The organism is Phyllobacterium sp. OV277 (assembly GCF_900104355.1).
Taxonomy (GTDB): Bacteria; Pseudomonadota; Alphaproteobacteria; order Rhizobiales; family Rhizobiaceae; genus Phyllobacterium.
In genome coordinates this window covers 25,997-50,504 of record NZ_FNIY01000013.1, presented here as the reverse complement: position 1 = coordinate 50,504, position 24,508 = coordinate 25,997, and the positions used below count along the sequence as shown (strand labels likewise).

Annotated in this window: 27 protein-coding genes; 19 read left to right on the top strand and 8 right to left on the bottom strand. The window is 54.4% G+C overall.

The features are described 5' to 3' along the window. The first annotated feature begins 10 nt into the window (after nt 1–10). From BLU05_RS24160 to BLU05_RS24120, 9 genes are all read left to right on the top strand, one after another. The gene (locus BLU05_RS24160; RefSeq protein WP_091886046.1) at nt 11–1,405 is read left to right on the top strand and encodes a pyruvate dehydrogenase complex E1 component subunit beta; all 1,395 of its coding nucleotides are present in this window, start codon (nt 11–13) and stop codon (nt 1,403–1,405) included. 16 nt (nt 1,406–1,421) lie between these two features. Continuing rightward, complete coding sequence (locus BLU05_RS24155; RefSeq protein WP_091886043.1) at nt 1,422–2,774, top strand: pyruvate dehydrogenase complex dihydrolipoamide acetyltransferase; 1,353 nt, start codon at nt 1,422–1,424, stop codon at nt 2,772–2,774. 8 nt (nt 2,775–2,782) lie between these two features. Beyond that, nucleotides 2,783–3,421, top strand: coding sequence for an SGNH/GDSL hydrolase family protein (locus BLU05_RS24150; protein WP_091886040.1), 639 nt, complete (start codon nt 2,783–2,785; stop codon nt 3,419–3,421). Between the two features lie 24 nt (nt 3,422–3,445). Continuing rightward, entirely contained in the window at nt 3,446–4,891 is a 1,446-nt protein-coding gene (gene lpdA / locus BLU05_RS24145) for a dihydrolipoyl dehydrogenase (RefSeq protein ID WP_091886035.1), read from the top strand. An 89-nt stretch (nt 4,892–4,980) separates the two neighbouring features. Continuing rightward, complete coding sequence (locus tag BLU05_RS24140; protein ID WP_091886153.1) at nt 4,981–5,178, top strand: hypothetical protein; 198 nt, start codon at nt 4,981–4,983, stop codon at nt 5,176–5,178. A 35-nt stretch (nt 5,179–5,213) separates the two neighbouring features. Continuing rightward, the gene (locus BLU05_RS24135; protein ID WP_244518522.1) at nt 5,214–5,471 is read left to right on the top strand and encodes a GlsB/YeaQ/YmgE family stress response membrane protein; all 258 of its coding nucleotides are present in this window, start codon (nt 5,214–5,216) and stop codon (nt 5,469–5,471) included. Nucleotides 5,472–5,480: 9 nt separating this feature from the next. Next, nucleotides 5,481–6,446, top strand: a complete 966-nt coding sequence (gene lipA, locus BLU05_RS24130; protein ID WP_091886029.1) for a lipoyl synthase — start codon at nt 5,481–5,483, stop codon at nt 6,444–6,446. A gap of 4 nt (nt 6,447–6,450) precedes the next feature. Further along, complete coding sequence (locus BLU05_RS24125) at nt 6,451–6,909, top strand: type II toxin-antitoxin system RatA family toxin (protein WP_091886026.1); 459 nt, start codon at nt 6,451–6,453, stop codon at nt 6,907–6,909. Nucleotides 6,910–7,213: 304 nt separating this feature from the next. Continuing rightward, nucleotides 7,214–7,645, top strand: coding sequence for a GNAT family N-acetyltransferase (locus BLU05_RS24120; RefSeq protein WP_348271774.1), 432 nt, complete (start codon nt 7,214–7,216; stop codon nt 7,643–7,645). A gap of 2 nt (nt 7,646–7,647) precedes the next feature. Here BLU05_RS24120 and BLU05_RS24115 read toward each other — a convergent pair whose 3' ends face one another. Both BLU05_RS24115 and BLU05_RS24110 read right to left on the bottom strand, forming a co-directional pair. Further along, nucleotides 7,648–8,139 (bottom strand): CinA family protein, encoded by a 492-nt coding sequence (locus BLU05_RS24115; RefSeq protein WP_091886020.1) that lies wholly within the window; start codon nt 8,137–8,139, stop codon nt 7,648–7,650. After that, the gene (locus BLU05_RS24110; protein ID WP_091886017.1) at nt 8,136–9,329 is read right to left on the bottom strand and encodes a bifunctional 2-C-methyl-D-erythritol 4-phosphate cytidylyltransferase/2-C-methyl-D-erythritol 2,4-cyclodiphosphate synthase; all 1,194 of its coding nucleotides are present in this window, start codon (nt 9,327–9,329) and stop codon (nt 8,136–8,138) included. The genes BLU05_RS24115 and BLU05_RS24110 overlap by 4 nt, the downstream gene beginning before the upstream one ends. Before the next feature lie 192 nt (nt 9,330–9,521). On the opposite strand from BLU05_RS24110, the gene dusB reads away from it, so the two are divergent. From dusB to ntrC, 3 genes are read left to right on the top strand one after another with little or no spacing between them, the layout of a single operon-like run. Next, on the top strand, nt 9,522–10,520 hold the full coding sequence (gene dusB / locus BLU05_RS24105) for a tRNA dihydrouridine synthase DusB (RefSeq protein WP_091886015.1): 999 nt from the start codon (nt 9,522–9,524) through the stop codon (nt 10,518–10,520). Further along, nucleotides 10,517–11,674: a two-component system sensor histidine kinase NtrB gene (locus BLU05_RS24100; protein WP_091886012.1), complete on the top strand. Its 1,158-nt coding sequence runs from the start codon at nt 10,517–10,519 to the stop codon at nt 11,672–11,674. Before dusB ends, BLU05_RS24100 begins: the two co-directional genes overlap by 4 nt. A gap of 2 nt (nt 11,675–11,676) precedes the next feature. Then, nucleotides 11,677–13,143 (top strand): nitrogen regulation protein NR(I), encoded by a 1,467-nt coding sequence (ntrC, locus tag BLU05_RS24095; protein ID WP_091886008.1) that lies wholly within the window; start codon nt 11,677–11,679, stop codon nt 13,141–13,143. Nucleotides 13,144–13,152: 9 nt separating this feature from the next. On the opposite strand, the gene BLU05_RS24090 is transcribed toward ntrC, so the two are convergent. Continuing rightward, on the bottom strand, nt 13,153–13,617 hold the full coding sequence (locus BLU05_RS24090) for an Lrp/AsnC family transcriptional regulator (protein ID WP_091886005.1): 465 nt from the start codon (nt 13,615–13,617) through the stop codon (nt 13,153–13,155). A 160-nt stretch (nt 13,618–13,777) separates the two neighbouring features. Here BLU05_RS24090 and BLU05_RS24085 point away from each other — a divergent pair, with 160 nt between their 5' ends. Further along, nucleotides 13,778–14,791, top strand: a complete 1,014-nt coding sequence (locus BLU05_RS24085) for a 1-aminocyclopropane-1-carboxylate deaminase (protein ID WP_091886003.1) — start codon at nt 13,778–13,780, stop codon at nt 14,789–14,791. Between the two features lie 241 nt (nt 14,792–15,032). Here the strand turns inward: BLU05_RS24085 and BLU05_RS24080 are convergent, their stop codons facing one another. From BLU05_RS24080 to BLU05_RS24060, 5 genes are all read right to left on the bottom strand, one after another. Beyond that, nucleotides 15,033–15,383 carry a DMT family protein gene (locus tag BLU05_RS24080; protein WP_091886000.1) on the bottom strand — a complete coding sequence of 117 codons (351 nt, stop codon included), beginning with the start codon at nt 15,381–15,383 and terminating at the stop codon, nt 15,033–15,035. Nucleotides 15,384–15,555: 172 nt separating this feature from the next. Continuing rightward, complete coding sequence (locus BLU05_RS24075; protein ID WP_091885998.1) at nt 15,556–16,734, bottom strand: alpha/beta hydrolase family protein; 1,179 nt, start codon at nt 16,732–16,734, stop codon at nt 15,556–15,558. 75 nt (nt 16,735–16,809) lie between these two features. Beyond that, nucleotides 16,810–17,472: a hypothetical protein gene (locus BLU05_RS24070; RefSeq protein ID WP_091885995.1), complete on the bottom strand. Its 663-nt coding sequence runs from the start codon at nt 17,470–17,472 to the stop codon at nt 16,810–16,812. A 79-nt stretch (nt 17,473–17,551) separates the two neighbouring features. Further along, entirely contained in the window at nt 17,552–18,292 is a 741-nt protein-coding gene (locus BLU05_RS24065; protein ID WP_091885992.1) for a CbtA family protein, read from the bottom strand. A 12-nt stretch (nt 18,293–18,304) separates the two neighbouring features. Then, nucleotides 18,305–18,514, bottom strand: coding sequence for a CbtB domain-containing protein (locus tag BLU05_RS24060; protein ID WP_091885989.1), 210 nt, complete (start codon nt 18,512–18,514; stop codon nt 18,305–18,307). Between the two features lie 233 nt (nt 18,515–18,747). On the opposite strand from BLU05_RS24060, the gene BLU05_RS24055 reads away from it, so the two are divergent. The 6 genes from BLU05_RS24055 to BLU05_RS24030 all read left to right on the top strand — a co-directional run bounded on the left by BLU05_RS24055 (nt 18,748) and on the right by BLU05_RS24030 (nt 24,410). Next, complete coding sequence (locus BLU05_RS24055) at nt 18,748–19,344, top strand: histidine phosphatase family protein (RefSeq protein ID WP_244518521.1); 597 nt, start codon at nt 18,748–18,750, stop codon at nt 19,342–19,344. A 76-nt stretch (nt 19,345–19,420) separates the two neighbouring features. After that, on the top strand, nt 19,421–19,792 hold the full coding sequence (gene copC, locus BLU05_RS24050) for a copper homeostasis periplasmic binding protein CopC (RefSeq protein WP_091885983.1): 372 nt from the start codon (nt 19,421–19,423) through the stop codon (nt 19,790–19,792). Continuing rightward, nucleotides 19,792–20,676, top strand: coding sequence for a copper homeostasis membrane protein CopD (copD, locus tag BLU05_RS24045; protein WP_091885979.1), 885 nt, complete (start codon nt 19,792–19,794; stop codon nt 20,674–20,676). The genes copC and copD overlap by 1 nt, the downstream gene beginning before the upstream one ends. A 232-nt stretch (nt 20,677–20,908) precedes the next feature. Further along, the gene (locus BLU05_RS24040) at nt 20,909–21,316 is read left to right on the top strand and encodes a hypothetical protein (RefSeq protein ID WP_139210516.1); all 408 of its coding nucleotides are present in this window, start codon (nt 20,909–20,911) and stop codon (nt 21,314–21,316) included. Nucleotides 21,317–21,429: 113 nt separating this feature from the next. Continuing rightward, nucleotides 21,430–22,683, top strand: coding sequence for a hypothetical protein (locus BLU05_RS24035; RefSeq protein WP_244518520.1), 1,254 nt, complete (start codon nt 21,430–21,432; stop codon nt 22,681–22,683). A gap of 149 nt (nt 22,684–22,832) precedes the next feature. Then, nucleotides 22,833–24,410: a putative bifunctional diguanylate cyclase/phosphodiesterase gene (locus BLU05_RS24030; protein WP_175540740.1), complete on the top strand. Its 1,578-nt coding sequence runs from the start codon at nt 22,833–22,835 to the stop codon at nt 24,408–24,410. Nucleotides 24,411–24,508: the final 98 nt, after the last annotated feature.

Below are 24,508 nucleotides of genomic sequence, written 5' to 3'. Positions count from 1 at the left end.
AGGCGCGATCATGCCTGTAGATATTCTGATGCCAGCGCTCTCGCCGACCATGGAAGAGGGCAAACTGTCGAAATGGCTTGTTAAGGAAGGTGACAAGGTCACTTCCGGCGACGTTCTCGCAGAAATCGAAACCGACAAGGCGACGATGGAAGTGGAAGCTGTCGATGAAGGCACAATCGGCAAAATTCTCGTTGCCGAAGGCACCGACAATGTGAAGGTCAACACGGTCATTGCCGTTCTGCTTGGCGAAGGCGAAAGCGCCGATGCTGCCAGCGCGCCAAAGGCTGCTGCTGCCGAAGCGCCTGCCAAGACGGAAGAAGCACCAAAGCAGGAAGCCGCAGCTGAAAAGCCTGCTGCAACCGTTCCGGCTGCACCAAAGGCTGAAGTTGCCGCTGATCCGGATATTCCGGCAGGCACTGAAATGGTTTCGACCACTGTGCGCGAAGCACTGCGCGACGCCATGGCCGAAGAAATGCGCCGTGATCCCAACGTCTTTGTTATGGGTGAAGAAGTCGCCGAATATCAGGGCGCCTACAAGATCACGCAAGGATTGCTCGACGAATTTGGTCCAAAGCGCGTTGTCGATACACCGATTACCGAACACGGCTTTGCCGGTGTGGGTGTGGGTGCTGCGATGACCGGCCTGCGTCCGATTGTTGAGTTCATGACCTTCAACTTTGCCATGCAGGCAATCGACCAGATCATCAATTCGGCAGCCAAGACACTTTATATGTCGGGTGGCCAGATGGGTGCACCGATGGTGTTCCGTGGTCCAAGTGGTGCGGCTGCCCGCGTTGGTGCTCAGCACTCCCAGTGCTATGCCGCATGGTACAGCCAGATTCCGGGCTTGAAAGTCGTCATGCCCTATACGGCTGCCGACGCGAAAGGTCTGCTCAAGGCTGCAATCCGCGATCCGAACCCGGTTATCTTCCTCGAAAACGAAATCCTCTACGGTCATTCCTTCGATGTGCCGAAGCTTGATGATTTCGTCCTGCCGATCGGCAAGGCCCGCATCCACAAGAAGGGCACGGATGTTACGCTCGTCTCCTTCGGCATTGGCATGAACTATACGGTCAAAGCCGCGGAAGAGCTGACAAAGCTTGGCATCGATGCGGAGATCATCGATCTGCGCACGATCCGCCCGATGGATATTCCAACTGTGGTGGAATCGGTGAAGAAAACCGGCCGTTGCGTGACCATCGAGGAAGGCTATCCGCAGTCTTCGGTCGGTACGGAAATTGCCACCCGCGTCATGCAGCAGGCATTCGATTATCTCGATGCGCCAATCCTGACGATTGCCGGTAAGGATGTTCCGATGCCCTATGCCGCCAATCTGGAAAAGCTGGCATTGCCGAACATTGCTGAAATCGTCGAGGCCGTCAAAGCTGTGACATACACAGCGTAAAGGGGAGGAAATCGATATGCCGATCAATATCACCATGCCGGCGCTTTCTCCCACGATGGAAGAGGGCAATCTCGCCAAATGGCTTGTCAAGGAAGGCGATAAGGTTGGTCCCGGCGATGTGATTGCCGAGATCGAAACCGACAAGGCAACGATGGAAGTCGAAGCTGTCGATGAGGGCACTGTTGCCAAGATCGTCGTTCCTGCCGGTACTGAAGGCGTCAAGGTCAATGCGTTGATCGCCATTCTGGCAGGCGAGGGCGAAGATGTTGCTGCTGCTGCCAAGGGTGGCGGTGACGCTGCTCCCGCCAAGGCAGAGGCTGCAACTGCTCCAGCGACAGCCGAAGCGCCCAAGGAAGAAAAGAAGCCAGAAGCCGCTCCAGCACCTGCAGCAGCCCCGGCTGCTGCTGCTCCAGCAAAGTCTGGCGACCGCAGTTTCTCGTCACCGCTGGCACGCCGCATAGCCAAGGATGCCGGGATTGATCTGGCTGCCGTTACGGGTTCCGGCCCCCATGGCCGCGTGATCAAGAAGGACGTTGAAGCAGCAATCTCTGGCGGTGGCGCCAAGGCAGCCGCGCCTGCCGCCGCAGCATCCGCTGCACCGGCAGCAGCGCCGAAGCCTATGTCTGATGACACGGTGCTAAAACTGTTTGAGGCAGGTTCCTACGAGCTGGTGCCGCATGACGGCATGCGCAAGACGATTGCCAAGCGCCTGCTCGAAGCAAAATCAACCGTTCCGCATTTCTATTTGACAGTTGATTGTGAACTCGATGCGCTTCTGGCGCTGCGTGCGCAGATCAATGCGGCATCGCCAATGCGCAAGACCGAAAAGGGCGATGTCCCAGCCTACAAGCTGTCGGTCAATGACATGATCATCAAGGCGATGGCTCTGGCCCTGCGCGACGTGCCGGATGCAAACGTATCCTGGACCGAAGCCAACATGGTCAAGCACAAGCATTCCGATGTGGGTGTTGCCGTTTCGATCCCCGGCGGACTGATCACACCGATCATCCGCAAGGCCGAAGAAAAGACCCTGTCCACCATCTCTAACGAGATGAAGGATCTGGCCAAGCGCGCGCGTGATCGCAAGTTGAAGCCTGAGGAATATCAGGGCGGTACAACGGCTGTTTCCAACCTCGGTATGTTTGGCGTCAAGGATTTTGCCGCCATCATCAACCCGCCACATGCCACCATTCTGGCAATCGGTGCGGGTGAGGAGCGGGCCGTCGTCAAGAAGGGTGAGATCAAGGTTGCCACGGTCATGTCCGTGACGCTGTCGACCGATCACCGCGCCGTCGATGGAGCCTTGGGTGCCGAGCTTGCGCAGGCCTTCAAGCGCCACATCGAAAACCCGATGGGCATGCTGGTCTGAGGCCGCCGATGAAAACGGTTCTCTGCTATGGCGATTCTCTGACCTGGGGGTATATCCCTGACGGGTCAGGGCGTCATGCGCTGGAGGACCGCTGGCCGCAGGTATTGCAGGCGGAGCTTGGCAGCAACGTGAATATTGTTGCCGATGGTCTGAACGGGCGGACAACCGCCTTCGATGATCATCTTTCAGGATTTGAGCGCAATGCTGCCAAGACGCTAACCACGGCGCTTGGCACGCATTTCCCGCTTGATCTGGTCATCATCATGCTCGGCACCAACGACATGAAGACATTTATCTGCGGCAATGCATTGGGCACCAAGCGCGGTATGCAGCGGCTGATCGAAATTGTGCGCACTGCGCCTTACCAGCTTGGTGTGAAAGCACCTGATATCCTGATCATGTCGCCGCCAGCACTGGGTGAGGCAGGCGGGCCGGAATTCAGGCTGGTGTTCGAGCAGGGTATAGAGCAGTCGCGCCTGCTCTCAGCCTATTATGACGATGCCGCCAAAGAGGCCGCTTGCGGCTTTTTCGATGCGGGATCGGTGGCAAAAACATCGCCTGTCGATGGCGTGCATCTGGATAGAGACAATACACGGGCAATCGGCAAAGCCATTGCACCAATCGTTCGAGGCATACTCGATATTTAGTTCAGTCTTAGGAGGACCCGAGTCTTGGCCAATAATTACGACGTGATCATCATTGGTTCCGGTCCGGGCGGCTATATCGCTGCCATCCGTTCCGCGCAGCTGGGATTGAAAACCGCCATTGTGGAGCGCGAGCATCTTGCCGGTATCTGCTCCAACTGGGGCTGTATCCCCACCAAGGCGCTGCTTCGCTCGGCCGAAATCTTTCACTATGCCGAACATGCCAAGAATTACGGCCTGAAGATCGAAGGCAGCGTAACAGCTGACCTCAAGGCAATCGTCGCGCGCTCGCGCGGCATTGCCGAGCGGATGAATGGCGGCGTCGGCTTCCTGATGAAGAAGAACAAGGTCGATGTCATCTGGGGCGAAGCCAAGCTGACCAAGCCGGGTGAAATCATCGTTTCCAAGACCACCAAGAAGCCGATGGAGCCGCAGGCACCATTGCCCAAGAACGCCTTGGGCGAGGGCACCTACACGGCAAAACACATTATCATTGCAACCGGCGCCCGTCCCCGCGCGCTGCCGGGTATCGAGCCGGATGGCAAGCTGATCTGGACCTATTTCGAGGCGATGAAGCCGGAAGAAATGCCAAAGTCGCTGCTGGTCATGGGCTCGGGCGCTATCGGTATCGAATTCGCCTCGTTCTATCGCACCATGGGTGTTGATGTGACTGTGGTCGAAGTGATGTCGCAGGTCATGCCTGTCGAAGATACGGAGATTTCCAACTTCGCCCGCAAGCAGTTTGAAAAGCAGGGCATGAAGATCATCCTTGATGCCAAGGTCACCAAGGTTGAAAAATCAGCCAACTCGATCACCGCCCATGTGGAAAAGAAGGATGGCAAGGTCGAAAAGATCACCGCTGACCGTATGGTTTCGGCTGTCGGCGTTCAGGGCAATATTGAAAATATTGGCCTTGAAGCGCTTGGGATCAAGACGGATCGCGGCTGCATTGTCATCGATCCCTATGGCAAGACCAATGTTCCCGGCGTTTATGCCATTGGCGATGTGGCTGGTCCGCCCATGCTGGCGCACAAGGCCGAGCACGAGGCTGTCATCTGCGTGGAAAAAATCGCCGGATTGCCGAATGTCCATCCGATGGACAAGGCCAAGATCCCGGGCTGCACCTATTGCAACCCGCAGGTTGCTTCCGTTGGTCTGACAGAAGCCAAGGCCAAAGCCGAAGGCTACGATATCCGCGTCGGCCGCTTCCCCTTCGTTGCCAATGGCAAGGCGATTGCGCTTGGTGAAGATCAGGGCATGGTGAAAACGGTTTTCGACAAGAAAACGGGTCAGCTTTTGGGCGCGCATCTGGTTGGTGCGGAAGTCACTGAACTCATTCAGGGCTTTGTCGTCGCGATGAACCTTGAAACCACCGAAGAAGAACTGATGCATACGATCTTCCCGCATCCGACATTGTCGGAGACGATGAAGGAAAGCGTGCTGGATGCCTATGGACGCGTTTTGAACGCCTGATATGTGAAAGGATTACCGGCCCGTTGGTCACCATCAAGGATAGCAAACCCTGGATTCGCCTGTCATGGGCAATCCTCAAATGGTCGACACTGATCGGCTTTGGGCTGGGGTTTGCCGCATCCGCCTTGAGTCTGCTTTCCGGCAACACCATATCCATCAATGGCACGGCCATTGGCGGTTGGGCCGGTGTCTGGACAGTGACTGTGGCCTGCGGGTTGGGCGGTTTTCTTTTCGGTGTTATATGGGCTCTGGTGTTTCGTGCCATTGCAATTGCGTCAGGACGATAGAGCGAGCAGAGATGACAGATCAACCAGTCAGTATCATGAGCATGCCAGGGGTCGGTTTCTTCGGAATGCTGCTCATCGGTTTCATCGCAGGATATATCGCTGAGAAAGCGATGAACCGAAATCACGGCTTGTTCACCAATATTCTTGTTGGTATTGCCGGGTCTTTCGTCGGTGGCACACTTGCCGGATTGTTGAATTTCAACTTTTACGGCTTTTTTGGAAATCTGATCGTTGCGACTGCTGGTGCAATTATCATTCTGTGGATTTTTGGCAAAGCCAGATCCTCAAACTAGGACATTGTGATGGTAACGGTTCTCGATACGATCGATCAAAAACGGCGCCTGCGGCATCCTGAAAAGGCGCATCGACCGGATACGGAGCTTCTGAAGAAGCCGGATTGGATTCGCGTCAAGGCGCCTGTTTCCAAGGGCTATTCGGAAACGCGCGATATCGTCCGTTCGCACAATCTCGTGACGGTTTGCGAAGAGGCTGGCTGCCCCAATATTGGTGAATGCTGGGACAAGAAGCACGCGACCTTCATGATCATGGGCGAGATTTGCACACGCGCCTGCGCGTTCTGCAATGTTGCAACAGGCTTGCCGACGGCGCTTGATCCGAACGAGCCTAAAAATGTCGGAAAGGCCGTCAAGAAGATGGGTCTGACCCACGTTGTTATCACCTCCGTTGATCGTGATGATCTGCCCGATGGTGGTGCCCAGCATTTTGCCGACGTCATCAACGCAATCCGCGAGATTTCACCCGGCACCACTGTAGAAATCCTGACACCGGATTTCCTGCGCAAGGATGGCGCTCTGGAGATCGTTGTTGCTGCGCGTCCTGATGTGTTCAACCACAATCTCGAAACCGTGCCGTCCAATTATCTCAAAGTGCGCCCGGGTGCCCGTTACTTCCACTCTATCCGCCTGTTGCAGCGGGTGAAGGAACTTGATCCGACAATTTTCACCAAATCCGGCATCATGGTCGGTCTTGGCGAAGAGCGGAACGAAGTTCTGCAGCTTATGGATGATCTGCGTTCTGCCAATGTGGATTTCATGACCATTGGCCAGTATCTGCAGCCAACGCGCAAGCATCACCCGGTTCTCAACTATGTCACGCCGGATGAATTCAAATCCTACGCGACGATTGCCAAGACCAAGGGTTTCCTTGTGGTTGCATCGAGCCCGCTGACCCGTTCATCGCACCATGCGGGTGACGATTTTGCCAAGCTGAAGGCTGCACGCGAGGCGCTGCACGCCAACAGAAGCTAACTGAATGCCGAAATTCGATACGACACGCCCCGTGGTGCATCGGGCCGAGCAGATGTTTGATCTGGTCGCCGATGTGGAAAGCTATCCGCAGTTTCTGCCCATGTGCGAGAGCCTGAAAGTACGCTCGCGCAAGGAGCGGGATGGCAAGACCCTGCTGATTGCCGATATGACTGTTGGCTACAAACTTATCCGCGAGACATTTACCAGCCAGGTTCTGCTCAAGCCGGATGAGAAGGTCATCGAGACCAAATATATCGATGGCCCCTTCCGTTATCTCGACAATAAATGGCAGTTCGTGCCATTGGGCAATCCTGAGCATTCCGAGGTAAAATTCTATATCGATTATGAATTCAAAAGCCGCACACTCGGTTTTTTGATGGGATCGATGTTCGATATTGCCTTTAGGAAATTCACCGAAGCCTTTGAAAAACGCGCTGACCAGATTTATGGGCGGGGGCCTTAGAGCCCATGTTTGATTTATTTCTCCGGCTAAGTATATGCTGCTGATTGCCTATTCTCATGGGGGCAACGTTGTTATCTGCAAAAGTTGCAAACCAATCGCGCGTGGTTCGACAAGCTCACCATGAGGGAGAGGGGTGGGTTGCAAAGATGGTGACCAATGTAGCAAATCTTGGCTCCCTTTCATCATCACTCTCCCTCATGGTGAGCTTGTCGAACCACGAACCTGCAATATTTTTGGCACATCAAGCGATTGATCGCGTCTGGCCGATTCAGCTAAAGCAAGAGCGCAATCAGCATGGGAGACAATGATGCGCCGCAGTGAGTCCGATTTTTCAGTTCATATGGAAACGCCATCCATTGACGATTACTGCCGGTTGCGTCTGATCTCGGGCCTGAGCCCAAAGAGCAGGGAAGCGGCGGCTATAGGCTTGCCGAATACGATTTGCGGTGTGACCATCAAACTGGATGGCATGGCTGTCGGCATGGGCCGTATCGTCGGCGATCGCGGCTGTTTTTATCAGGTGGTGGATATTGCCGTTGACCCTGATCATCAGGCACGCGGGCTTGGCAAAAAGATCATGACAGCGTTAAAGGCATATCTGGATGCGGAAGCGCAGGAGGGGGCTTATGTCAGTCTCGTCGCTGACGGTCCGGCAAAATATCTCTATGCAAAATTCGGCTTTGAGCCTGTGACACCGGAAGCAATTGGTATGGCTTACCGGGTAACGCGCAGCTGATTTCAGGCAAGTATTTTGAGCACCAGATCGAGCGCCGTATTAACCGCGGCGTGACGGATGCTTGCGCGGCCATGATCCGGGAAAATATGGCGCACAGCCTGTGGTGCCTGTCCTTTGAGGACGACGCCAAACCAGACAAGCCCAACCGGTTTTGCGGCGGAACCGCCGCCGGGACCGGCAACACCTGTAACTGACACTGCAATTCCCGCACGGGAATGCTTCAACGCACCCGCCGCCATGGCAAGCGCCACTTCCTCGGAGACAGCGCCATGTGTGTCTATGAGTTCCGAGGAGACACCAAGCATGTCGTGCTTGGCTTCATTGGAGTACGTGACGAAGCCGCGATCCACCACGTCGGACGAACCTGATATATCGGTAAGGGAGGCCGCAATCAGGCCGCCCGTGCAGGATTCCGCTGTCGCCAGCAAAATGCCTTTGGGACGGCACGCTTCCAGAACCGCGATGGCCTTTACCTCCGCAATCAGCCCGCTCATTCCGGTAAACCACCGGGATAGATCACCGACGCAGTGGCGATGGCGGCAATGCCTTCCTTGCGGCCGATAAAGCCCAGTTTCTCGTTGGTTGTCGCCTTGACCGAAACGCGGTCGGGCGTAATTCCAAGCATTTTTGACAGAGCTGCGGTCATTGCCGCGCGATGAGGACCAACTTTCGGTTCTTCGCAGATCAGGGTGATATCCGCATTGGCAATCCGTCCGCCCGCTGCTTTGACGATCTTTACCGCATGTTCGACAAAAATATGTGAGGCAGCGCCTTTCCATTGTGGATCGGATGGCGGGAAATGCGTGCCGATATCGCCAGCGCCGCGTGTGGCCAGCAGGGCATCGGTCAAAGCATGCAATGCCACATCCGCATCGGAATGGCCGTTGAGCTTGCGGTCATGTTCGATGAACACACCGGCAAGCGTCACACCATTGCCGGGTTCGAAGGAGTGGACATCGTAGCCATTGCCGGTGCGCACATCCGGAAAGGCGGCATGTCTCTCGGACAGGCGGTCATCAGCCATATCAATATCCTTTGCCCAGGTGAGTTTCGTGTTGTCAGCCGAGCCCTCGACAATGCGCACCGGCAGACCCTGCCATTCGGCAATGGCGGAATCATCGGTGAAATCAGAGCGGCCAATGGCGAATGCTGCATCATGCGCCGCCATGATCGGCTCATAGGGGAAAGCCTGCGGCGTTTGGGCGGCATAAAGCCCGGCACGCGGAACCGTGGCGCTGACCATGGCATCATGGCCCGCTGCCTTCAGCGTATCGGAAACGGCAAGTACCGGCAGAACACCAATATGTGGTGTCAGATTGAAGATCACCCGTTCAAGCAGATCAGCGGAGATGAAAGGGCGCACGCCATCATGGATAAGCACGTGATCCGGAGCGTTGTCTTTGAGGGCAAGCAGTCCAAGCCGGGTTGATTCCTGCCGTGTCGGTCCGCCCGTGACTTTCGTCACCTGCAGGGCATAATCACCGGCTGCCTGCGCAAAAAGCGTTTCGTCTTCCTTGTGGATGACCACAACGACATGATCGATGAACGGACAGCCGAGAAAAGCACGCAGCGTATGCGCCAGAACCGCTTCACCGCCGATCTTGCGATATTGCTTTGGTCCTTCAACGCTTTGGCCCGCGCGTTCTCCGCGACCAGCCGCCACAATGACGGCTGCTACCCGCATCTGTCTGTCGTCTGTACCTGCCGCCACACTTCTCTCCGTAACTTCCAACTGCGTTACCTGTTGCCGAAGCGAAAGACCAGAGGTTTAAACGAAAACTAGTCACTTCCAGGTGCTCTTTGCCTTGCCTAACCAGGTGTTCCTGTCTAAAGGATAGGCGATTGGAAAATTGCATACGAAACAGGCAACAGTGACGTGACTGATCTGCATCAACCACTCAACATAGGCGGCGTTGTCCTGCGTAACCGGGTGTTCCTTGCGCCAATGTCCGGGGTTTCCGACCTGCCGTTCCGCCAACTGGCGTGGAAGGCAGGAGCGGGCATGGTTGTATCTGAAATGGTTGCAAGCGCGGAACTTTGTACGCGTGAGCGCGGTAATCTGCTGCGGCTGCGCGGTGATGGTCTTGGCACGCATGTGGTGCAGATCGCTGGACGCGAGACAAAGTGGATGGCGGAAGCCGCGCGTATTGCCGAAGGCGAGGGCGCGCATGTTATCGATATCAATATGGGCTGCCCGGCTAAGAAAGTGACGGGCGGTTTTTCCGGCTCGGCGCTGATGCGCGATCTCGATCACGCTTTGACGCTTATCGAAGCGACTATCGGTGCAGTCAAGGTTCCTGTGACGCTGAAAATGCGGCTGGGCTGGGACGATGACACCATCAATGCACCTGAACTTGCTAGCCGCGCCGAACAGGCCGGTATCCAGATGGTGACGGTGCATGGGCGCACACGCTGCCAGTTCTATGAGGGCAAAGCCGATTGGCGCGCAATCCGCGCCGTGAAAGATGCGGTTTCGATACCGCTTGTTGCCAATGGCGATGTGCTGAACCGTGATGACGCAGCCGGTATTCTTGAAGCTTCCGGTGCTGATGCCGTCATGGTCGGACGGGGTTCCTATGGGCAGCCATGGCTTCCCGGACTGATCGTGCATGGCAGTAAGAGTGGCCAAAACACTGATATGATTGCGGATTACGCTGTCGCCCATTACGAGGCGATGCTGGCCCATTATGGCGAGCAGACAGGCATTCGCCATTCCCGCAAACATCTTGGCTGGTATCTGGAAAAGCACGGTGTTGATATCAGCGCCGCTGAACGCGCCGGGATTATGACCGAGACAAACCCGCGTCTGGTTGCTGGACGCCTGCATGCCGCGCTCTCGCGGTCTGACGAACACGACATGAAGAAGGTTGCATGATGACGTCGGCAGACAATGTTACGATGGACGACAAGTTGGCAGGCACTGTTCTCAATGCCATCCGCCATCCGGTGATCATGCTCGATGAGACGGGGCATATTTCCTATGCCAATGCCGATGCGGAAGCCTTTTTCCGCTCCAGCGCCAGCATATTGAGCCGCAATACGCTTGAAATGCTGTTGCCATTCGGCAGCCCATTGCTGGCTCTGGTCAAACAGGTGCGCGAAAGCCCATCGCCGATCAATGAGTATCGTGTCGATGTCTCTTCGCCGCGTCTTGGACAGGACCGGATCGTTGATCTCTATGTGACACCCGTCAGCGAAGCGCCGGGCTCGATCGTTATCCTGTTCAAGGAGCGATCCATGGCTGAGAAGCTCGACCGCCAGATGACCCATCGCGGTGCGGCACGCTCGGTGACGGGCCTTGCATCCATGCTGGCACACGAGATCAAAAACCCGCTATCGGGAATTCGCGGTGCGGCGCAGCTATTGGAAACCGGGCTCAATGATGATGACCGTGCGCTGACACGGCTGATCACCGATGAGACTGACCGGATCGTCTCGCTTGTCGACCGCATGGAAGTCTTTTCGGACGAGCGACCAATCGAGCGTGAAGCCGTTAATATTCATGTTGTGCTTGATCATGTGAAAGCCATTGCCAAGAACGGCTTTGCCAGTCACATCAAATTCCACGAGGATTATGACCCGTCACTGCCCTATGTCTTCGCCAATCGCGACCAGTTGGTGCAGGTCTTTTTGAATCTGGTGAAGAACGCCGCCGAATCCATCGGGACAAACGAACCGGGCGAAATCACCCTATCGACGGCCTTCCGGCCCGGTATTCGCCTGTCTATTCCGGGTATTCGCAACCGCGTGTCACTGCCATTGGAATTCTGCGTGCAGGATACTGGAGCAGGTGTTTCGCCTGATATCATGCCGCATCTCTTCGATCCGTTTATCACAACCAAGCCCAATGGCTCCGGTCTCGGCCTTGCACTTGTTGCCAAGATTGTGGGCGATCATGGCGGCGTGATCGAGTGTGATTCCGTGCCGCGCAAAACCACGTTCCGCATTCTGATGCCCGCATGGCAAAGCGATCCTTCGGTCGAGGATCATGCGGATGAAATGATTATTACGAAAAAGGCAGGGTTCTGATCATGAGCTTGGGAAGCATTCTCGTCGCGGATGACGACGCAGCAATCAGAACAGTCCTCAATCAGGCACTTTCGCGTGCCGGTTATGATGTGCGCATCACATCCAATGCCGCCACCCTGTGGCGCTGGATTTCTGCTGGCGATGGTGATCTTGTTATCACCGACGTGGTAATGCCGGATGAAAACGCCTTCGACCTGCTGCCACGTATCAAAAAATCGCGTCCAGATTTGCCCGTCATCGTCATGAGTGCGCAGAACACTTTTATGACCGCAATCCGCGCTTCGGAGGCGGGTGCCTATGAATATCTGCCAAAGCCCTTCGATCTGACCGAACTGGTCAGCATCGTTGGCCGCGCTTTGAAGGAACCGAAGAAAAAGCCGGAAAAGTGGGCCAATGAGGAACAGCCCGACACGATGCCTCTGGTTGGTCGTTCGCCAGCCATGCAGGATATATATCGTGTTCTCGCCCGCATGATGCAGACCGACCTCACAGTGATGATTTCAGGTGAGTCCGGCACAGGTAAGGAACTCGTAGCGAGTGCGCTGCATGAGTATGGCCGCCGTCGTAAAGGTCCGTTCGTTGCCATCAATATGGCGGCTATTCCGCGCGATCTGATTGAATCCGAGCTTTTCGGCCATGAGCGGGGTGCCTTCACCGGCGCGCAGAACCGCTCAAGCGGCCGGTTTGAACAGGCCGATGGCGGCACGCTGTTCCTCGATGAAATCGGCGATATGCCGATGGAAGCGCAGACGCGGCTGCTGCGGGTGCTGCAACAGGGCGAATATATGACCGTTGGCGGTCGCACACCGATCAAAACCGATGTGCGTATCGTGGCCGCGACCAACAAGGATCTGCGCACACTGATCAATCAGGGCATGTTCCGCGAAGATCTCTATTATCGCCTGAATGTCGTGCCGCTACGACTTCCGCCGCTGCGCGAGCGCGGCGAGGATATTCCTGATCTGGTCAGGCATTTCTTCAAGATGGCGGCAAAAGACGGTCTGCCGGAAAAACGCATCACTGCCGATGGTCTCGATCTGATGCGCCGCTATCCGTGGGCGGGCAATGTGCGCGAACTGGAAAATCTGGTGCGCCGTCTGGCTGCGCTTTATCCGCAGGAAGAAATCAATGCGGATGTGATCGAAGCGGAACTCAAAGCCGATCTTCGCCCGACCGAACCTTCCTCCAATTCAATGTCCAACGAGGATATCACTATCGCCCAGGCGGTGGAACTGAACATGCAGCGCTATTTCCTCTCCTATGGTGATGATCTTCCGCCGGTCGGGCTTTATCAGCGTGTGCTTGAGGAAGTGGAATATCCGCTCATTCTCTCATGCCTGACAGCCACCCATGGCAACCAGATCAAGGCAGCGGAACTGCTCGGGCTCAACCGCAACACGCTGCGCAAGAAAATCCGCGAGCTTGGCGTGAACATCTACAAGAACACCAAGAGCGACATGGGCCGGTAACGCCGCGTTTCAGAAATCCAGCGGTGCATTATCGATCACTTCTTTCATGACGAAAAAAGTTCGGGTCTGGCGAACGCCGGGCAGGGCGATGAGCTGGCTGCCGTGAATGCGGTTGAAGTCGGCCATGTCCTTGACGCGGATTTTGAGAAAATAGTCGAAATCGCCAGCGACAAGATTGCAGTCGAGAACAAAACTCAGTTTTGTCACCGCTTGCTCGAATTGGGCGAAACTCTCAGGGGTTGAGCGGTCCAGCACCACGCCGACCATGACAAGCGCACCGCGGTCGACTTTTTGCGGCTGCACCATTGCCCGCACGGTCTTGATATACCCGTCTTCAAACAATCGCTGTGTCCGTCTGTGGCAGGTGGCGGGACTGACATCCACAAGCGTTGCCAGTTCCGCATTGGTCAACCGCCCATTCTTTTGCAGATACCGCAACATCTTCATATCGATACGATCGAGATCACCAGTCATGAAAGAATCTTCCATTGTTCAACCAAGATATAAGAGATTATCGTATCAAGCGAAATTTTGAAGATCAGTTTCGGAAATTTTAAGCTTAACTATGAGAGCACCTTTCTCTTGATGGGTGGTAGCGTTTTGCCAGCAACAATGTTCCATCAAGGGGAAAACTATGCTGGAAAAATTCGAACGCTATCCACTGACATTCGGACCGACGCCTATCGAGAAACTAAGCCGACTGTCGCAACATCTGGGCGGCAAGGTGGAGCTTTACGCCAAGCGCGACGATTGCAATTCCGGGCTGGCATTTGGTGGCAACAAGCTGCGCAAGCTTGAATATATCGTGCCGGACGCGATTGCTTCGGGTGCTGATACACTTGTTTCCATTGGGGGCGTGCAGTCAAACCACACCCGCATGGTTGCGGCGACGGCTGCAAAGATCGGTTTCAAATGCCGTCTCGTACAGGAAAGCTGGGTCCCGCATGAGGATGCTGTTTATGATCGCGTGGGAAACATCCTTTTGAGCCGCATCATGGGCGCTGATGTGGAAATGGTTGATGAAGGCTTTGATATCGGTATTCGCGAAAGCTGGGAAAATGCCATTGAGGATGTGAAGGCCAAAGGCGGCAAGCCCTATCCGATTCCTGCTGGTGCTTCAGTGCATAAATATGGCGGGCTGGGTTATGTCGGCTTTGCTGAGGAGGTGCGGGCACAGGAAGCGCAACTTGGTTTCAAGTTTGACTATATCATCGTCTGCACGGTAACGGGATCAACCCATGCGGGCATGCTGGTTGGTTTCGCCAAGGATGGGCGTGAACGCAATGTCATCGGCATTGACGCCTCGGCAACACCTGCACAGACCAAAGCGCAGGTGCTGGAGATCGCACAGCGCACGGCAGAGCTGGTCGAGCTGGGTAAGGATCTGACCGAAGCAGACGTAATCCTGAACGAGGATTATGCCTATCCGATCTACGGCGTACCGTCCGAGGAAACCAAGGCGGCCATACGACTTTGCGCGCGGCTTGAAGGTATGATCACCGATCCTGTCTACGAGGGTAAGTCCATGCAAGGCATGATTGATCTGGTCAGCAAAGGGTTTTTTCCTGAAGGATCAAAGGTGCTCTACGCCCATCTCGGCGGTGCCCCGGCGCTCAATGGCTACGCCTATACATTCCGTAATGGTTAGCTAATTGCGGCAAAGTCGTTGTGTGGCTGGGAGGCGAAAGAAACATGTCTCCCAGCTGTATTATTAATTTAATCGACTAACTAGTTTTCCGAGGCTTATCTTGATCAGGCTGTCAAGTAGAATCCATAGATTCTGTAGGATACCCACATGATTCTCATATTGCGTTTTTTAAGATAATAATGCAATAGGCCAAAGCATTGGGAGCTTTGTTACTATGGGAATCTTTGCTATTATCTGACTTTCAAAGTGGTCCTTTGAACACGAAAAATGCACCGGCGCAGATCATGGCAAAACCCACGAGATGATTGATAGTGATTTTCTCGCCCAGATACATCACCGAGAAACCGGCGAAAACCAGAAGGGTAATTACCTCCTGAATCGTCTTCAACTGGGCTGCGGAATAGATTTCGTGGCCATAACGGTTTGCTGGCACAGCAAGGCAATACTCGGCAAAGGCAATCATCCAGCTGACGAGGATAACCAGAAAAAGTGGCCGGTTTTCAAACTTGAGGTGCCCGTACCAGGCAAATGTCATGAAAACATTGGAGCCAAGCAACAGGAGAATGGGGCGAATATAATCAAAGGATGGCATGAGGTGTCCTTGGCTGTGACGAGGTGTAGCGAAAGGCAGTAACGTTCAATCGATCAAAACGATCCAGACATATGGCTTTTGCGCACATCATAGGAAATGTGACGTATTGCCCATAGGCTGACGTAATGTAGCGCAGCTATGAAAGGAATGAAGATTGAACGGGAGATATGAATCAATGAGATTTTTCATGGGCGGCCATTTGGTTGCCCGCAGCATACAAGGTGCATTCAGTCTCATTCTTTTTCCGACCCTTCTGACATAGAGTAATTGCTCGCTTTGCGGCCTCTTCCTGGGTTCGTGCCCATGTTGTCCAACCCCAGGCACCCTCGACGTTTGTTGCAAACGCCTTTTCGTAGGACTGCATCGCCAGATATTCCTTAAATGCATCGTATCCTCGCAAGGACATATTGTCCGGTGGCAACAAATTGGCGTTTGACAGAGTAACCAGTTCTTCATTGGAAAGTTTGTTCTTCTTCAGGAAGAGGGCGACCCGTTGCCACCAGAAGCTTTCCGGAGCGGATATTAAAATGGTGTGGCCATCGTCCTCGAAGGCAGCCGTTTGAAAAAACTCTGCCACACCACCTGCTTGCCGGTAATTATCAAACATTTTCCGGCCAAGAGTTGGCGAGAATGACATGTCGTTAGCGGAATATATCCAAAGAGTTGGGATATGGGCTGTCTGTCCGTAAGATTTGATCGCATTCATGAGACCATTCTGGTCGCAAAACCGCCCTTTCTCCGGAGCGCCGCGTCCGCCGTCAAAGTTGATGACAGCCTGCACACCCGGCGGATTCAAGGCAGCCGTTGCAAGCACTCCGAAGCCGCCAGAGGACATTCCAATAAGAAGTGTCTGGTCGCTTGATGCCCAGGGTTGGTCCCGTATCGCTTTCAATGCGGCAATGAGATTGTCACGCGCAACTTTACCCGCCCTCGCATGCCTAGGGGACTTGCAGGTGCCGCCGCCATATTCATTATCGCCAGTTGATTTGCCGTATCCCTGCCGCAGGACGACAACGGCGGCATAGCCATGCCGGGCAAATGCGATGGCCGGAGAAGAGAAGCGATTTGGGTTAAGTTTGCGATCGCTCGCATCTCCGTTGGTACCGTGTGTAATCAAGGCAATGGGAAACCGTCCAGACTTGTTCGGGCGCGTTACAAAAGCATCGAGAGTTGCCTGCCGGCCATCCTGCAAAGTCACCTTCAGTGAAAGAGGTTCTCTTACCAAACCATCCAGTTGCTCATTGACTTGCCGCGTTCGATTTTCATCCGCAACGCTGGCGGACATTGCGCCAAGCAGGATCGCAGCAAACACCAAGGTGCCGTTGCGCAATGCGATGAAGAGCTGACGCATCGTCCGATTTTCCAAAATTGAAATGAGACGCTTCAAAGACACCCCACTTGTCACCCAGCAACCGATAAATTCGTTCTACGAGGCGGTAAGCGGGCGTTGAGGCGCGCGTGTAAATTGCATGAAGATAAAGCCCGCGGCAAGAAACGTAACTGCAAAACTCAGGAACGATAGCAGACTGGTCAGATGGCGGGGAATATCACTCCAGCGCGGACGAATAATATTGGCGGTATTATAAGGATCGCCGCTGTACTGGCACATGACAAACGACCCGCCATTGCGCACAAGTTCGGCATCAATATCGGAGACCAGTGCGTCAACAGTGGTCCTGTGCTCAGGCATGTCGCGCATATAGACCAGCACCGCCTTCACTGCAGCCAGATAGGCATGCGAGCACGCGTTGAAAGGGCTCTCCTCGTCGGTAACACTGCCGGGAACGATGCCCCAGAGACAGTAGCTGTACTGAATATTGGTGTAATTGACGAGCCGCCGGAATGTTTCATCCGTGCGGGTCATCCGTGCCGCAAGGTCAAGGATCGACTTGCGATAATTGGCAATGATGGCCATTTCACCGTGGGATAGACTTGGAATGGAAATACCTGATGTATCGGTGCCTGCGCTGCTGCGATGTGCCCAAGCAACCGAGTTTGGTGATAAAAACAACAGTATGCAGGTGATGATGGCTCCGGCAAGCGGACCAATTGCGCGTCGCCGATATTTTCCTGATGTTTCCGATCTCATAACAATCCAATCGGCGGCGGGAGACGCGTCTATAAGAGTCGGGCCTGAACGCCGCAATGCAGGCGTTCAGGCAAGTCGATCAGCGAGCGGTTTGCAAGCGGTAGCTTGGACGGTGCGAAGCCAAAACCCGTTCAGCCAGAACGCCGAAGACAAGGCCGATGGTCGTCCAGATGACCACGTGCAAGCCAAGCGAGGCAACGCGGAAGTTCCATAGAACGGTCGGTGAAAACTGTTCCGGAACTTCGTTGATTGCCGGCAGAAGATACTGCACGAGAGCAATGAAAACGACATAGGCGGCACCGGCAATCAACGCCGAATTCCACGCACCATGCTGGGCACGCAGGCGGCTTGCCAGTCCCGTAGCTGCAGCAAGGGCAGCGACAGATACCACCAGCATAACAAAGAACAGTTCCGTTCTGGCGGCAATCGTATCAGGACTACCGACTGCGGGCGGGTTCATGGGATATTTGATGGCGGGCACCAGCACAATCGCAATGAAACCAGCCAAGGCGAGCAGCGCCGCCGTTGCACGCGGGCTGAATGAACTGACCCGGCCATGGGCAAAAGCGAAGACCAGAGAAAACAATCCACCAAGAGCCGTGCTGAAAACAACAACGCCGGTGAAAAGGCCAAGGCCAGCCTGCGTTTCGCGGGAGACGATCTCAGGTTCGGCGACTTCACCGGCGGCCTGGCTCATCTTTTCCTCGAAAGCAATGGCATGATCGACCTGTGGTTCACCGAAAACCCGGGCAAAACCAAAGGCCAGCAAACCAGCCAGCAAACCCGCGATCATGCCGCGGATCAAAAGGTTTCTAGTCATTGACCGATCTCCTTAATGGCAGGGGAAGCCGAGGAGATGGCGGCCGTCATGCACGAATTCATGCACATACATGCCCGAGAAGAGTGACATTGCGCCTTCTTCCGCGCCGATAAAATAGATCGCAAGCAGCAGAAGCAGGCCGCCAAAAATGGCCCACGGCAGAACTTCACCAAGAGGAATTGGTGTGACGCCGGCTGCAGGTGCTAGAGTGATATCGGACATAAACTTTCTCCCAGAATGACGCGTTCGATAACGGAATGAATGATGCTACGGTTAGGGTCTGGCTTACAACCAGCATATGAACAGCTGACTGAATTACAGTGGCGCGACCGCTCCGGAATTTCACCGGCTTCCAAACCCGCAACTCCACGTTTATATCTGTGCGCGCTGCACGCTGTCAATGAACGGCCATGGGGCTGTTTTCGTATTTTTCTCAAGAGTTTGCAGGGGATATTTTGACAAAAGCCACGCGTTTGACATTTGTTTGTCACGGAGCGACATCAGCGACGCATGCGGGTGCATTTCCGCTTGATGAAGCGCTTGCTCCGGGAGAGACACAGCGCGCGGCTGGATTCGCCGGTCAATTGCGCCATGCGCACCATTTTTTGACCAGCCCTGCGCTGCGTGCGCGGCAGACCGCCGAAGCCTTAGGGCTGGAAGCCACAGTCGATGCAGCCATGGCAGATATGGATTATGGACGCTGGGCAGGAAGACCGCTCAGCGATATTCATGCGTCAGATCCTGATAATGCCGGGAACTGGATGGCTGATCCAGATTCGGCGCCACATGGGGGCGAATCCTTCAATGATCTTCTTCAAAGGGTTTCGGACTGGATGGAGGCGCATTTGGATGATGGCGGTCATACTATCGTCGTGAGCCATGCCTTGGTCGTCCGTGCTGCCATTCTCTATACTTTGCAGGCACCCGTTTCCGCATTCTGGCGTATTGATGTTGAGCCGTTGAGTTTCACCGAACTGCGCAGCGATGGGCGTAGATGGATGTTGCGGGTCTGTGCCAATTTGCCATCGCCAATAGAAGGCAACACGACATGAACGGGCCAAAATCCGGCTTAGTTTCCACTGCAACTGTGCAACAGCGCCTTCTCAACCATCGCCTCAAGGAGTTCCCATGTCCAAGCTGCCCCATATTCTCACCCTTGCCGCCATTCTCAGCATCGGCATAGCGGGCGAGGCACTTGCGCACGCACATCTGAAAAGCGCAACACCCGCCGAAAACGCAGTTGTAACCACATCGCCGAGCGAGCTTGATCTGACATTTTCGGAAGGGCTTAATCTGAAATTCTCGTCGGCAACTTTGACCGGAACAGACAAAACCGCCGTTGCGACTGATAAGGCGAAGTTGGCAACGGGCGATAACAAAACAATGGTGATACCAATCTCCAAACCTCTTGCGGCGGGTGGATACACGGTCAACTGGCAGGTGCTTTCAACCGATGGCCATAAGACTAAGGGCAGCTACACCTTCACCGTTAAGCCCTGATGGAAGCGGAAACCGCGCTCATTCTTTGCAGGCTCGTTCGCAACCTATCTGCGATGTTCCTGTGGGGTGCGTTTGCCTATCTGGCGTTGCTTGTACCTCAAGCTCTTAGATTGGACATCGGGCAACGCCTTCGCACTGCGCGTGTCAGCGCCATTATTCTGGCTATTGCATCGACATTCCTGGCGCTTCCGTTTCAGGCGGGAGCCATCGGGCAGGGCTGGAGCGACGCTGTTGATCTATCGACGATCCGGGACGTTTTGCTCGAAACCAGCGTTGGTAACGCCTGGCTCATTCAGGCAATTGCCGCATCGCTGCTCACGCCCGCGCTCGTCTTGCCAATGCGAAAAGCAATTGCTGTCACCGTGGCTGGATCTGGATTGCTCCTGATAAGCTTGGCTTTGTCAGGCCACGCAACAATGCAAGATGGTTGGGTTGGCTTGGCCCATCGTCTCAACGACATGGTGCATGTCCTATCGGGCGGCGCGTGGATCGGAGCGCTGATCCCGGTCATGTTGGTTCTTCGCCTGTTGCGCCAGCCCGGATATCATCAGTCTGCGCAATTGGCGCTGATGCGATTTTCCACGGCAGGTCATATTGCTGTTGCGCTTGTGATCATATCCGGTGTGATCAACACTTTTCTTACTCTTGGACATATTCCAAAGGACTTTTCCTCGCCCTATCAGGCATTGCTGGCGTTGAAGATCATCCTCGTAATCCTCCTGACGGCGCTGGCCATTGTGAACCGCTATATCTTTGTGCCGCGCATGAGAACCCACAATGTAAATTCGATACAGGCGATATGGTATGGAACGCTTATGGAGATTGTTTTAGGGGTTGGCGTGCTCGGGCTTGTGGCATGGTTTGGTATGCTCGAACCCGTGTAAAACTGCTTACATGCGATGGTTGCAGGCCGCCCGTCATCCCGAAAAAGCCGGAATATGATTCTTGAGGCGCGAGCCTCCCAAAGAGTTGGGAGGCTGGCAAAACGCAATCTGGTTCTAGCAAGAGAGACAGAACCGGAATCCGGTGCCTGTTTTTGCCGATGTTTTAACCGCGCTTTCGTTTCAGCCCAGGGACCGATGCCCTATGCTCAGGCCAATCGTAAGAGAATGGCCCATGAAAAGCATATCCGACTTGAACAGCAGATCTTCCGGGCGAGCCGGGAACAGCACTCCGGTAGAGCAGGGCCATCAGGTATTGCTCTCCGGTGTCGTCGGACGTTCACCAAAATCGGCAAAGCGCACAATGAGCCAGTATTTCAAGACGTTGTCGGATGTGGATGCGGCGCGTAATCAGGTCGATAAAGCAAGACGCGCAGCTGATGAGAGTTTGAACAAGGCCAAGGCGGCACCAAAACCGCATGAAATCACCAACCCGGCCTTCGTCGCTCTTTTCGAAGCACACCAGCATGACCGGGAAGTGCTTTTCGCTGCCATGCGCACACTGGATCGTATGCAGGAAGTCTTGCGATCAGAGTCTGAAAAGGCAGGTCAATTTACACAGGACGATAAGTTTTCGCTTTAAAAACACGAAAGCTAAAAGTGTATAACTGACCAGCTTGATTGTATTTTGCAGACTTTTGCGTTTCTCCAGACTATCAATCCGTTGTTTGATGTCATCAACAACGGAAAATCTGCGTGAAAAAACTCATTTCCCTGATCGTCGTGGCAAGCTTTGCCTGTTTTAACCTGTCGGCGGCAGCGCGGGCAGAAAGTGCCGCAACTGAATTGTTCCAGAAATATCTGGCCAATGGCCGGATCGGTGAAGCCGATGAGCAAATGATTGCTCTGGCTGCCAAAGCCACTGACAACGCCGATGCGCAGCTCGGTCTCGGACTCGTACGCTCGGCCCGGGCATTCGAAAAGCTGTCACAATCGCTCTATCGTTATGGATTTGGCTCAAAGTCCGATGGTTATGAGATGTTTCTCGGACGTGGTTCCAGCGAGATTGCCAGAAATTATAATCCGGAGCCCATCACCTACGACCAGTTTCGCGGGATTCTTGCAGCATTCATTGCTGATCTCGATTCCGCCGACAAGGCGCTTGCCGCCGTTGGCAACAAGCCGGCAAAGCTGAAAGTCGATCTTTCCGTTGCGCGGTTTGACTGGAACGGTGACGGGACAGTCGGCCCGGAGGATCACATTGGCCGCGCCTTTTCCGATACGGACGAGAAGGGCGAGCCTGTACCATTCATCGTTGGTTTTGACACTGCCGATGCGAAATGGCTGCAAGGTTATGATAACCTTCTGATGGCTGTCGCCAAAGCATGGCTTTCCCACGATTTTTCCGAAAGCTGGAACAGCAGCTTCAGTGTTGTCTTTCCGCGGGCCGTCTCGACCATGTCAGAGGCCAACGGCAAGGGCGGCGAAGATGAGACGATGTTCGGTGTCAGAAAAGCGCAAGCTGATGATATCGCCGATTTTGTTACACTCATCCACACAATCCGCTGGCCGGTTGCTGACAAAGCCATGTGGAGCGAGGTGCGCGATCACCTGAAAAAGGTCATTGTGCTCAATCGCGAAACCTGGGCGTTGATCGACAAGGAAACTGACGACGATCACGAATGGCTGCCAGGACCAAAACAGAAGAGCGGTGTTCTGCCGTCCTTTGATGTGACGCCTGAACGTATTCAGGCCTGGCTTGCCGTGCTCTCACAGTTTGAAGCGGCCCTTGATGGCAAGATCCTCGTTCCTCACTGGCGCTTTGATAAAGGCATCAACCTTGCAAAGGTTTTCGACGATCCAAAACCCTTTGACTTGGTGCTTTGGGTAACTGGCCCGGCAGCCGTACCGTATCTGCAGGATGGTCCGGCCATGACCAGCGGTGAATGGAGCCAGATTACCAATATCTTCGAAGGAAACTTTGCGTCCTACGCCTTTTACTTCAACTAGAGTAAAAAGCATAAAAGACCGGCGAGATACGAGCTGTCGCAATAGGATGCGTGATTTCTGATCACGTTGCTCCATTGCGGCAACCGCTCGGGCAGCCAGCAATGCTGCCGGACACAAATGATCGGTCTGGGGTTGGAAACGAACAGATTATGCAGGGAAAACGTGAGAATGAGTCCGTCGGATTTTATGCGCGATTCTGGAGTTTCGTTGTGCGCAACCGTGTGAGCATACAGGATTTGGGTATTCTGCTGGCGATTTTGCTGGTGCTTGCCTATGTGGCTTTTCAGATCGATATTTTCGAAACCGAAGGAAGCGTCAGTTCTGGCGAATTGCTGATCGAACTGGATGAGACGCTACTGCTCGGGTCCGTCCTTGCACTTGGCTTGCTCGGCTTTGCCATAAGGCGTTATCTAGAGCAGAAACGTGAAATCGCGCGCCGGATTGAAGCGGAGAAACAGGCCCGTATTCTGGCCTATCAGGACCCTTTGACTGGCCTTGCCAATCGCCGGCAATTCGAGGAAGCGTTGCGGATGGCAGTTGCGTCTCCGCCACGCACCGGCGCCGTCCATGCTGTGATCATTCTTGATCTTAATGGCTTCAAACAGATCAATGATGCCTATGGTCATGGTGTCGGCGACGATGTGCTTGTTGTGATTGGCCAAAGGCTGCAGCGTACCATTCGCGATGGCGATCTTCTTGCACGGCTTGGCGGCGACGAATTCATTATTCTGGCCCAGCATTTGGCTGGAGCAGAATCTGCCGCCAATATCGCTTTGCGCATCGTCGATGAATTGCGCGACCCCATCATTGTCGGGTCCATTCATTATGATGCAGGCGCAGGTATTGGTATCGCATTGTTGCCAACGGATGCTCACTCGGGCGAAGATGCTGTTCGTAAGGCTGACGTGGCACTCTACCGTGCCAAGGCAGAACGCCGTTCCACTTTCCGCTTCTTTGAACAGGATATGGACAGGCTCGTACAGGAGCGCGAACAGCTTGAGCGTGATTTGCGCGCCGCTGTTGCCAATGATGGCATCAATGTCCGCTTTCGACCGTCATTTGACCTGCGTTCCGGCAAGGTGATCGGCTTTGAAGCTGTGCCAAGCTGGATTGCTGGTGATGGCAAGGAAGTGCCACCTGAACGGTTTCTGCCGATAGCGGAAGAAACAGGGCTGATTTACGCTCTTGGTCAGCGTATTTTTGAAAAAGCGTTCATGGCGGCCAGACAGTGGCCATCCAATGTTACCCTGTCGATCGATGTGCTTCCCGGACAGCTTAGAGACCGGGAGTTCGGCAAGACAATCCTGCAATTGCTTCAATCAACCGGATTCGCCGCGCAGCAGCTGGATATAGAAATCACCGAAAGCCTCGTCGTGCATGATCTGGAGGCAGCCAAGCTGGCACTCGGGCCGCTGCGCGCAGCCGGGGTGCGGTTAACCCTCGACAATTTCGGCACGGGCTATTCCAACCTCTACCACATACAGGAATTCAAGCTCGACAAGATCAAGATTGACCGCCGTTTCATTGAGAATATGAACGAGGAAGAAACTGCGAAAATGGTGCGCGCGCTTGCCGGTCTTGGGCAAGGGCTGGGATTGGTGGTCAGTGCAGATGGGCTGGAAGGGCGTGCAAACAATGAAACGCTGCTGCGATCCGGTGTCGATCAGTGGCAATCATCAGGGGATCTCGTGACAATTGAAGAAACAGAGCGCTTCTTTAAACCCTAGTCAGCCAGTGATAGCGACTTATTCAGCCTGTTCCGGACAATAAACTTTCGCATAAATCTTGATAAGAACAGCCTGATTTTTCGAGGTCTTTTCTTTCA

Excerpts from the sequence above, each read along its gene's own strand:
- BLU05_RS24160 (WP_091886046.1), top strand. The coding sequence starts at position 11 with ATGCCTGTAGATATTCTGATGCCAGCGCTCTCGCCGACCATGGAAGAG.
- BLU05_RS24155 (WP_091886043.1), top strand. The coding sequence starts at position 1,422 with ATGCCGATCAATATCACCATGCCGGCGCTTTCTCCCACGATGGAAGAG.
- BLU05_RS24150 (WP_091886040.1), top strand. The coding sequence starts at position 2,783 with ATGAAAACGGTTCTCTGCTATGGCGATTCTCTGACCTGGGGGTATATC.
- BLU05_RS24135 (WP_244518522.1), top strand. The coding sequence starts at position 5,214 with ATGAGCATGCCAGGGGTCGGTTTCTTCGGAATGCTGCTCATCGGTTTC.
- lipA (WP_091886029.1), top strand. The coding sequence starts at position 5,481 with ATGGTAACGGTTCTCGATACGATCGATCAAAAACGGCGCCTGCGGCAT.
- BLU05_RS24125 (WP_091886026.1), top strand. The coding sequence starts at position 6,451 with ATGCCGAAATTCGATACGACACGCCCCGTGGTGCATCGGGCCGAGCAG.
- BLU05_RS24120 (WP_348271774.1), top strand. The coding sequence starts at position 7,214 with ATGATGCGCCGCAGTGAGTCCGATTTTTCAGTTCATATGGAAACGCCA.
- BLU05_RS24115 (WP_091886020.1), bottom strand. The coding sequence starts at position 8,139 with ATGAGCGGGCTGATTGCGGAGGTAAAGGCCATCGCGGTTCTGGAAGCG.
- BLU05_RS24110 (WP_091886017.1), bottom strand. The coding sequence starts at position 9,329 with ATGCGGGTAGCAGCCGTCATTGTGGCGGCTGGTCGCGGAGAACGCGCG.
- BLU05_RS24100 (WP_091886012.1), top strand. The coding sequence starts at position 10,517 with ATGATGACGTCGGCAGACAATGTTACGATGGACGACAAGTTGGCAGGC.
- ntrC (WP_091886008.1), top strand. The coding sequence starts at position 11,677 with ATGAGCTTGGGAAGCATTCTCGTCGCGGATGACGACGCAGCAATCAGA.
- BLU05_RS24090 (WP_091886005.1), bottom strand. The coding sequence starts at position 13,617 with ATGACTGGTGATCTCGATCGTATCGATATGAAGATGTTGCGGTATCTG.
- BLU05_RS24085 (WP_091886003.1), top strand. The coding sequence starts at position 13,778 with ATGCTGGAAAAATTCGAACGCTATCCACTGACATTCGGACCGACGCCT.
- BLU05_RS24080 (WP_091886000.1), bottom strand. The coding sequence starts at position 15,383 with ATGCCATCCTTTGATTATATTCGCCCCATTCTCCTGTTGCTTGGCTCC.
- BLU05_RS24075 (WP_091885998.1), bottom strand. The coding sequence starts at position 16,734 with ATGCGTCAGCTCTTCATCGCATTGCGCAACGGCACCTTGGTGTTTGCT.
- BLU05_RS24070 (WP_091885995.1), bottom strand. The coding sequence starts at position 17,472 with ATGAGATCGGAAACATCAGGAAAATATCGGCGACGCGCAATTGGTCCG.
- BLU05_RS24065 (WP_091885992.1), bottom strand. The coding sequence starts at position 18,292 with ATGACTAGAAACCTTTTGATCCGCGGCATGATCGCGGGTTTGCTGGCT.
- BLU05_RS24060 (WP_091885989.1), bottom strand. The coding sequence starts at position 18,514 with ATGTCCGATATCACTCTAGCACCTGCAGCCGGCGTCACACCAATTCCT.
- copC (WP_091885983.1), top strand. The coding sequence starts at position 19,421 with ATGTCCAAGCTGCCCCATATTCTCACCCTTGCCGCCATTCTCAGCATC.
- copD (WP_091885979.1), top strand. The coding sequence starts at position 19,792 with ATGGAAGCGGAAACCGCGCTCATTCTTTGCAGGCTCGTTCGCAACCTA.
- BLU05_RS24040 (WP_139210516.1), top strand. The coding sequence starts at position 20,909 with ATGAAAAGCATATCCGACTTGAACAGCAGATCTTCCGGGCGAGCCGGG.
- BLU05_RS24030 (WP_175540740.1), top strand. The coding sequence starts at position 22,833 with ATGCAGGGAAAACGTGAGAATGAGTCCGTCGGATTTTATGCGCGATTC.